This is a genomic window from Streptomyces beijiangensis (assembly GCF_017315755.1).
GTDB lineage: Bacteria > Actinomycetota > Actinomycetes > Streptomycetales > Streptomycetaceae > Streptomyces > Streptomyces beijiangensis.
This window is the reverse complement of the sequence record NZ_JAFLRJ010000279.1, coordinates 21,006-27,922: the sequence shown is the minus strand read 5'-3', so window position 1 is coordinate 27,922 and position 6,917 is coordinate 21,006. Positions and strand designations below refer to the sequence as shown.

At 69.9% G+C, this 6,917-nt stretch carries 4 protein-coding genes and 1 pseudogene; 3 read left to right on the top strand and 2 right to left on the bottom strand.

Annotation, left to right across the window (positions count from 1 at the left end; all coding sequences use genetic code 11):
• Together J0695_RS26980 and J0695_RS26975 are read left to right on the top strand one after the other, a co-directional pair.
• Positions 1-217 (top strand): annotated as a pseudogene (locus J0695_RS26980) (protein phosphatase 2C domain-containing protein); the annotation flags it as partial.
• 27 nt (positions 218-244) lie between these two features.
• Entirely contained in the window at positions 245-1,987 is a 1,743-nt protein-coding gene (locus tag J0695_RS26975) for a pyruvate dehydrogenase (RefSeq protein ID WP_206966192.1), read from the top strand.
• Between the two features lie 52 nt (positions 1,988-2,039).
• On the opposite strand, the gene J0695_RS26970 is transcribed toward J0695_RS26975, so the two are convergent.
• A complete protein-coding gene (locus J0695_RS26970; protein WP_206966190.1) occupies positions 2,040-5,165 on the bottom strand; it encodes an alpha-mannosidase in 3,126 nt (1,041 codons plus the stop codon).
• Between the two features lie 186 nt (positions 5,166-5,351).
• Here J0695_RS26970 and J0695_RS26965 point away from each other — a divergent pair, with 186 nt between their 5' ends.
• Positions 5,352-5,813 (top strand): ATP-binding protein, encoded by a 462-nt coding sequence (locus J0695_RS26965; protein ID WP_206966188.1) that lies wholly within the window; start codon positions 5,352-5,354, stop codon positions 5,811-5,813.
• A 40-nt stretch (positions 5,814-5,853) separates the two neighbouring features.
• On the opposite strand, the gene J0695_RS26960 is transcribed toward J0695_RS26965, so the two are convergent.
• Positions 5,854-6,900 carry a DUF2637 domain-containing protein gene (locus J0695_RS26960; protein WP_206966186.1) on the bottom strand — a complete coding sequence of 349 codons (1,047 nt, stop codon included), beginning with the start codon at positions 6,898-6,900 and terminating at the stop codon, positions 5,854-5,856.
• Positions 6,901-6,917: the final 17 nt, after the last annotated feature.

Sequence of the window (6,917 nt, the reverse complement as noted above, 5' to 3'; positions counted from 1 at the left end):
AGAGCAGCAGGGTGTCGCCCGCCCGGGCGACACCCTGCTGCTCTGCAGCGGCGGCCTGGCCGAGCCGCTGCGCGGGGAGCCCGCCCTCGCCAAGGAGCTCGCCGAGCGCTGGGCCCCCGGCGATCCGCCCGGTCTGGCGGCATTCCTGGCCGACATCCAGCTGCGGGTCAAGGGGTACGCGGACGACCGTACGGCTGCAGCAGTCTGGGAGGCGTAACGCAGCGGCCCATGGGTTGATGGACGCATGGCCAAGCAGAACGTCGCAGAGCAGTTCGTGGACATCCTCGTCCGCGCCGGTGTCCAGCGGCTCTACGGAGTCGTCGGCGACAGCCTCAACCCTGTCGTCGACGCCATCCGCCGGACGTCAGGCATCGAGTGGATCCAGGTCAGACACGAGGAGACCGCCGCCTTCGCGGCCGGCGCGGAAGCTCAGATCACCGGGTCCCTCGCGGCGTGCGCGGGCTCCTGCGGCCCCGGCAATCTGCACCTGATCAACGGCCTCTACGACGCCCACCGCTCCATGGCCCCCGTCCTCGCACTCGCCTCGCACATCCCCACCAGCGAGATCGGCCTCGGCTACTTCCAGGAGACGCACCCCGACCGCCTCTTCCTGGAGTGCAGCCACTACAGCGAGCTGGTCTCCAGCCCGAAGCAGATGCCCCGCCTCCTCCAGACGGCCATCCAGCACGCCATCGGACGCAGCGGCGTCAGCGTGGTCTCCCTCCCCGGCGACATCGCGGCGGCGCCCGCGCCGGACAAGGCCATCGACCACGCGCTGGTGACCTCGCGTCCCTCCGTACGCCCCGGGGACGACGAGATCGAGAAGCTGGCCCGCATGATCGACGAGGCGAAGCGGGTCACGCTGTTCTGCGGCAGCGGCACGGCCGGCGCGCACGCCGAGGTGATGGAGTTCGCCGAGCGCGTCAAGTCCCCGGTCGGGCACGCGCTGCGCGGCAAGGAGTGGATCCAGTACGACAACCCGTACGACGTCGGCATGAGCGGACTGCTCGGTTACGGCGCCGCCTATGAGGCCACCCACGAGTGCGATCTGCTGGTCCTGCTGGGCACGGACTTCCCGTACAACGCCTTCCTCCCCGACGATGTGAAGATCGTCCAGGTCGACGTCCGCCCCGAGCACCTGGGCCGCCGCTCCAAGCTCGACCTGGCCGTCTGGGGCGATGTGCGCGAGACGCTGCGCTGTCTGACCCCCCGCGTGAAGGCCAAGACCGACCGCAAGTTCCTCGACAAGATGCTGAAGAAGCACGCCGACGCGCTGGAAGGCGTGATCAAGGCGTATACCCGCAAGGTCGACAAGCACATCCCGATCCACCCCGAGTACGTCGCCTCGGTCCTCGACGAACTCGCCGACGAGGACGCGGTGTTCACCGTCGACACGGGGATGTGCAACGTCTGGGCGGCCCGCTATCTCTCGCCCAACGGCAAGCGCCGCATCATCGGCTCCTTCAGCCACGGCTCGATGGCCAACGCGCTCCCGCAGGCGATCGGCGCGCAGTTCACCGACCGGAACCGCCAGGTCGTCTCGATGTCCGGCGACGGCGGCTTCTCGATGCTGATGGGCGACTTCCTCACCCTGGTGCAGTACGACCTCCCGGTGAAGGTCGTCCTCTTCAACAACTCCTCGCTCGGCATGGTCGAGCTGGAGATGCTGGTCGCGGGTCTGCCGTCGTTCGGCACGCACAACCACAACCCGGACTTCGCGGCCATCGCGCGGGCCGCCGGTGCGTACGGGGTGCGTGTGGAGAAGCCCAAGCAGCTCGCCGGAGCGCTGAAGGACGCCTTCAAGCACAAGGGTCCCGCACTGATCGACGTCGTCACCGACCCGAACGCGCTCTCGATCCCGCCGAAGATCAGCGCCGACATGGTGACCGGCTTCGCGCTCTCCGCCAGCAAGATCGTGCTGGACGGCGGGGTGGGCCGGATGGTGCAGATGGCCCGCTCCAACCTGCGCAACATGCCGAGGCCGTAGCAGGGCAGGGGTCCCCCTTGCCCCGGCCGGGGCAAGGGGGACCCGGGTGCGCTCAGGCGGGACGCAGCCGCAGCGTCAGGATCTGGAAGGGCCGCAGGCTGACCGTCAGCCCCCGCTCATCCGTGTCGGCATCGTGCAGCGGACGCTCCAGAAGGTCCGTCACCTGCGCCGATACGAAGGGGAAGCCGACCTGGATTCCGGCCTCGGCCCGGTCGCCGGCCGACTCGTAGATCCGTACGACCACATCTCCGCTGCGGTCCTCGGCCAGCTTCACCGCTTCGACGGTGATCGCCGGATGTTCGACGTTCACCAGCGGAGTCTGCTCGGGGGCGTCCACCACCCGCAGCGGCAGATTGAGGGCGAGCCCCTCCCGCACCGCGAGTGCCGCGTCCGCGCCGGGCAGCAGTGCGTAGCGGAAGCGGTGCACGCCGAGGTCGGTCCGCGGATCCGGGCTGTGCGGGGCGCGCAGCAGCGTGAGGCGCACGGTCGTGCCGAGACCCCCTTCGTGCGGGGTGCGGGTCACATCGTGGCCGTACGTCGAGTCGTTGAGGACCGCGACGCCGTAACCGGGCTCGGCCACCCGCAGCCAGCGGTGCGCGCAGATCTCGAAACGGGCCGCGTCCCAGCTGGTGTTGGCGTGCGTGGGCCGGTGGACATGGCCGAACTGGATCTCGGCGGTGGACCGTTCGGCGTGCACATCGAGCGGGAAGGCGGCCTTGAGCACCTTCTCCGACTCCTGCCAGTCCACCTCGCACACGACGTCGACGCGCGGACTCGCGACATCGAGCCGCAGCTCCTGGGTGATACGGGACTTCCCGAAGGGCCGTACCACCCGGACCGCGGCACGCAGCGGCCCGTCCTCGACCAGTTCGACGGACTCGGCCCCGGTGAGATCGGTGTGAGAGCGCCGGTAGTGCCGGTCGATGTCCCAGGCGTCCCACTGGTTGGGGTGGTCGGGGTGCAGCTGGAGGAGATTGCCCCGGCTGCCGGGTGCGAGGACCTCGCGGTCGGCCGTCAGGTCCCGTACGGAGGAGAGCAGTCCTTCCGCGTCCACGGTGACCCGCAGCAGCCCGTTGTCCAGGACGAACGCACCGTCGTCCGTGCCGGTGGCCGTGACCGGTGAGCCCGGGACCCTGGCGCGGAACCCCTCGCCCGCGGCCTGCAGCGGTGCCGCGGCCAGCGGCGGTACATAGACCGCTGCCGCCGCCGCGGCCCTGCCGCCGGTCAGCGGCTGCAGGGACAGACCGGCCGGCGCGTCGGCGGCCCCGTCGAGCTCGACCACCGCCAGACGTCCGTACGGCGACGCGTTGAGCACCGCGGGGCCCGCGGCCCCGCCCAGCGCCGTCACCGACGCCGCGATGATCCCCTCCAGCTCCTCCCGTACCCGCTCATAGGTCTCCCGCGCCTCCCGGTGCACCCAGGCGATCGACGAGCCGGGCAGGATGTCGTGGAACTGGTGCAGCAGCACCGTCTTCCAGAGCCGGTCGAGATCCTCGTACGGGTACGGCTCCCCGGCCCGCAGCGCGGCCGCCGTCGCCCACAACTCGGCCTCCCTGAGCAGGTGTTCACTGCGCCGGTTGCCCTGCTTGGTCTTCGCCTGGGTGGTGTACGTCGCCCGGTGCAGCTCCAGATAGAGCTCACCCGACCAGACCGGCGCCTGCCCTCCGTACTCCTCCTCCGCGGCGGCGAAGAACGCCGACGGCTTCTCCACGGTCACCCGGGGCGAGCCTTCCAAGTCCCGTACCCGGCGCGCCTTCTCCAGCATCTCGCGGGTCGGGCCGCCCCCGCCGTCGCCCCAGCCGAACGGCACCAGGGAGCGTGACGCGCGCCCCTTGTCGGCGAAGTTCCGTTCCGCATGGGCCAGTTCGGATGCGCTGATCTGGGAGTTGTAGGTGTCCACGGGCGGGAAGTGGGTGAAGACGCGCGTCCCGTCGATGCCCTCCCACCAGAAGGTGTGGTGCGGCATCTTGTTGGACTGGTTCCAGGACAGTTTCTGGGTGAGGAACCACCGGATCCCCGCCAGCTTCGCCAGCTGCGGGAAGGCAGCGGTGTAGCCGAAGGAGTCCGGCAGCCAGATTTCTTCCGTCTCCACCCCCAGCTCCTCGGCGAAGAACCGCCTGCCGTGCACGATCTGGCGCGCGAGTGCCTCGCCGCCCGGCATATTGGCGTCGGACTCCACCCACATGGACCCCACCGGCGCCCAGTTGCCGTCCGCCACCGCCTTCTTGATGCGCTCCCAGATGTGCGGCTGGTGCTCCTTCACCCAGGCGTACTGCTGCGCCTGCGAACAGGCGAAGACCAGTTCCGGGTAGTCGGCGGCCAGCGCGGTCACATTGGCGAAGGTGCGCGAGGCCTTGCGGACCGTCTCGCGCAGCGGCCACAGCCAGGCCGAGTCGATATGGGCGTGTCCGGCCGCCGAGATCCGGTGCGCGCTCGCCTCCGCGGGCCGGGCCAGAGCCGGTGCCAGGGCGGCCCTGGCGTGCTCCGCCGTACCCGCCACATCGTGCAGGTCCAGCGCGTCGAGCATGTCCTCCAGCGCGCGCAGGATCTCGTGGCGGCGCGCCCGGTCGCCGGGCAGCTCCTGCATCAGCTCCGAGAGCACCTCGATGTCCAGGACCAGATGCCAGACGGCCTCGTCCAGTACGGCCAGATCGGCAGAGGCGAATCGGTAGATGGGCCGATCCCCGGCGGTCCGGATGTCTCCCAGCAGGGTCGGTTCGAAGCCGGTCAGTACGGCCGGATTGGCGGCCGCCTCCAGCAGGAGGCGTACCTCCTCGCCGCCCTCGGCGGGAGCGCCGACGGGGATGTGCCGGTTACGCGGATGGATCCCCTTGAGGGGGATACCCGCTGTGTCGTACACCAGTCCCTCGGCCTGGAAACCCGGTCCCTCACCGGTGAATCCCGGGTCGACGACCGCCTCGACCCGGCGCCCCGCCCACTCCTGCGGAACGGTTCCCTCCAGCCTGAACCAGCTGGTGGACCAGGGAGTTCCCCATTCCGTTCCGACGCTGAAGGGCGCGTAGTCGCCCTTCAGCGCTTCCGCCACGGGCACGGGCTCGCCCGGCGCATGCCAGACGGTGAGAGCGAGCGGTGCTCTGGCGGCGTACTGCGCGGGGCGGATGAACTGGCGGAGCGCCCGCTCCAGACGTCCTTCCACCAGCTGTCGATCGTCGTGCATCACGGCTCCTACGGGGTCATGGATCGGCTCGTGCACGGGGGTGCACTGCTTCACTTCCCGTGTGAAGCGCCGGACATCCCCTACGGGTTGTTGATGAATCGACAAGCGTGAGCGTCCGGTTGCGGGGCATGCATTCGGTGAAGCTGTTCGAGTGAAAGAGGACAATTCTCAGTTTGGGTGGGGGTTATGAGTGGGCGTCAGGGAGGGGCTGGGTCCGTGACCGACGGCCGGATCCGAAGTCCTGGTGCGGACGGCGACGACCGCCGGGTGCAGCTGAGCCGCCGACTGGGCGCACAGGATCTGCCGGCGATCACGGAGGTGAGGCGTGCCCTGCGAGAGCTGCTCCGGCACTGGGGGAATCCGGCTGTCGCGGATGTCGCCGAGCTGCTCACCAGTGAACTGGTGACCAACGCGCTGGTCCATACCGGAGAGGGAGCGGTGGTCACGGCCACGGTGGGCACGAACCGGCTCCGTGTCGAGGTACGGGACTTCATCTCGGCTCTGCCCAGGCTGCACGCGCCGGGCGCCGACGAGGGCACGCACGGCAGGGGTCTGGTCCTGGTGCAGTCGCTGTCCGACTCCTGGGGAGTGCACGCGCACGGGATGGGCAAGGTGGTCTGGTTCGAGCTGGACGGCGGGCGGGTGTGATGGACGGGCCCGCCGCCCCGATCCGAATCAGCGATCCGAATCAGCCGAACTGCTGCTCGAGATCCTTGAGCTTCTGCTCCAGGGAGTCGAGCCGGGGCAGAGTCTGGGTGTCGTCCTCGGCCGTGAGGTCGACCGTGACGGCCTCAGTGGTCGTCACGGCCTGGAGCGAGGGCCTGGCGCGCAGGGGCAGCTGTCCTGGTTCGGGTATGGCAGGTTCCGCGGTGGCCGGTGCGGAGTTCGCGACGGACGCGGTGCCCGCCGTCACCTCCAGCTGACGGCCGCGACCGCGCCCGAAGGACCTGTGCTGCCGGTTGATGGCCTTGAGATGGGCCCGCTCCAGCTTCTCGTGCTCCCGCCTGCGGAGACGGTTCTGCTCGTCCTGGCGTCGGTCCTCGCGTACCTCGTCGACCGCCTCGTCCAGCGTCCGTACGCCTTCCAGGAGCATCAGAGACCAGGCGGCGAAGGTCTCCCTGGGCGCCCGCATCCACCGTACGATCCGGATCTGCGGCAGTGGACGCGGTACGAGGCCCTGCTCGCGCAGCGCCGCCCTGCGGGTCTGCTTCAGCGCGCGGTCGAAGAGCACCGCGGCCGAGAGCGACATCCCCGCGAAGAACTGCGGGGCGCCCGCGTGGTCCATCCCGCGCGGTGCGTGCACCCAGTTGAACCAGGCGGCCGCACCGGCGAACGTCCACACCAGCAGCCGCGAGCCGAGGGCCGCGTCGCCGTGGCTGGCCTCGCGCACGGCGAGCACCGAGCAGAACATCGCGGCGCCGTCGAGTCCGAAGGGGACCAGGTACTCCCAGCCCCCTGTGAGGTCCAGATTCTCCCGGCCGAAGCCGACCAGGCCGTGGAAGGAGAGTGCGGCGGCGACCGCCGCACAGCAGAAGAGCAGGAGGTAGGAGGCGGAGCCGTAGATCGCTTCCTTCTGCCTGCGGCGCTCCTCACTGCGTTCCCAGTTGTCGTCGGAGGATGCGGACTTGTCAGCTGCGCGCTTGCCGCGCGCGAGCACCGCCACCGCCACCAGGACCCCCACGAGCATCACGCCGCCCGGAAGCAGCCAGTCCAGAGATATGTCGGTCAGTCGCATGCGGTGTCCCTTGCATC

Bases quoted from the DNA above. Each gene is read 5' to 3' on its own strand.
- J0695_RS26975 (WP_206966192.1), top strand. From the start codon at position 245: ATGGCCAAGCAGAACGTCGCAGAGCAGTTCGTGGACATCCTCGTCCGC.
- J0695_RS26970 (WP_206966190.1), bottom strand. From the start codon at position 5,165: ATGCACGACGATCGACAGCTGGTGGAAGGACGTCTGGAGCGGGCGCTC.
- J0695_RS26965 (WP_206966188.1), top strand. From the start codon at position 5,352: ATGAGTGGGCGTCAGGGAGGGGCTGGGTCCGTGACCGACGGCCGGATC.
- J0695_RS26960 (WP_206966186.1), bottom strand. From the start codon at position 6,900: ATGCGACTGACCGACATATCTCTGGACTGGCTGCTTCCGGGCGGCGTG.